General features: G+C 46.3%; 2 protein-coding genes and 1 pseudogene. 1 reads left to right on the forward strand and 2 read right to left on the reverse strand.

The window, feature by feature from the left end:
* Positions 1-183 (forward strand): integrase core domain-containing protein (locus tag CUC53_RS14455; protein ID WP_157798285.1); only part of this gene is annotated, 183 nt, incomplete at its 5' end.
* Between the two features lie 165 nt (positions 184-348).
* On the opposite strand, the gene CUC53_RS14460 is transcribed toward CUC53_RS14455, so the two are convergent.
* Together CUC53_RS14460 and CUC53_RS14465 are read right to left on the reverse strand one after the other, a co-directional pair.
* A complete protein-coding gene (locus CUC53_RS14460; protein WP_100294809.1) occupies positions 349-834 on the reverse strand; it encodes a hypothetical protein in 486 nt (161 codons plus the stop codon).
* A gap of 125 nt (positions 835-959) precedes the next feature.
* Positions 960-1,280: pseudogene (locus CUC53_RS14465) on the reverse strand (integrase core domain-containing protein); the annotation flags it as partial.
* Positions 1,281-1,300 lie beyond the last annotated feature (20 nt).

Raw genomic sequence — 1,300 nt, forward strand, 5'->3', positions numbered from 1 at the left:
AATTGCTGGGATAACGCACCGATGGAGCGGCTATTTCGTAGTTTGAAAAGTGAATGGGTTCCTGAGCATGGCTACAAAAATGTGGTCGATGCCAGGGAGAGTATCAGTGAGTATTTGATGGGCTATTACAGCAACATTCGTCCCCATCACTACAACGGTGGTTTGACACCAAATGAATCTTAACTGCAGTATTGGGCTGCTTATAAAACCGTGGCCAGTTTTACTTGACCACTACACAGCTGTCAGTGTATGAGGTGAGAGTATCACCTCTAATCAGGTGGCCAAATTCACTATGCCACTACAGTGCGATGGTAAAACCCGCGCTTCACACGGCCTTTATCGAACGCCTCATTGCTGAGTTTGTAGTTGAGTGTGTGCCACTAAAAGAATTTGATAGAGGCTTAAGCCTTGATTATTCGGATCGTTCAATGCCCGCTCAAATTCGTTAGAAAGCCTAGCTTCCTCGTCCGGTGCATTAAGATATTGTGGGAACTTTTCAAAAAAAGTACGTGCTTGCAACTCTACCTCTTTTTTGTACGCATCATTTTGCGCTGCAATAGCCTCATAACTCCATCCTCGCTGCGTCATGCAACGGTTATATAACGTAGCTAGAGAACGATTGGCTGTGTTATTGGCGTTGCGATTTAAGGTTTGTGTCCGGTTTTCTGCGGCTGGGGATTCGGCCTGTTGCACGATGACCCATCCCTTACAATCAGTACTATCCCGCGAAATGTTTTGTCTAGTTGATGCTAAAAATGATGAGTTCCCCTCCAGTATTGAATTGGCACAGCCACTCAATGTGAGTGTTGCGGATAAGAAGAAAATCGCTTTCATTGTGACTCCACAGTACATTTTGTAACTATCATGCAAATTATCCTGATGCTTTCTTCAAGATCCTGATGAATATGCCGGCATGCATCGGTAATCCCCCCATTTTTAGGGGCATTCAAAAGTAGAGGTCATGCAGCCTTTGCCAGATGCTGCTTCGGTGTGTAGCCAGCTAGCGTCATGTTGGGCCGTTCATGGTTATAAATCCACAGCCATTGCGTTGCAAATTCTTGTAGCTCTTCCAGCGTGCCAAACAGGTGATGAGCCAACCAATCGTAACGCACCGTTCTGTTAAACCGCTCTATGTACGCGTTCTGCTGGGGATTGCCAGGTTGGATATATCCCAAAGTGATCTCCTGTTTCGCCGCCCACTCCTTGAGCTCTTCGCTGATATATTCCGGCCCATTATCACACCGGATCATCGTCGGTTTGCCACGCCATTCGATCACCTGCGGTGTTTTTCAAGGTAGTT

This window comes from Aeromonas cavernicola, from assembly GCF_002795305.1.
Classification (GTDB): Bacteria; Pseudomonadota; Gammaproteobacteria; order Enterobacterales; family Aeromonadaceae; genus Aeromonas; species Aeromonas cavernicola.

What these genes read in the sequence shown, in the direction of transcription:
- CUC53_RS14460 (WP_100294809.1), bottom strand. Translation starts at nt 834, where the DNA reads ATGAAAGCGATTTTCTTCTTATCCGCAACACTCACATTGAGTGGCTGT.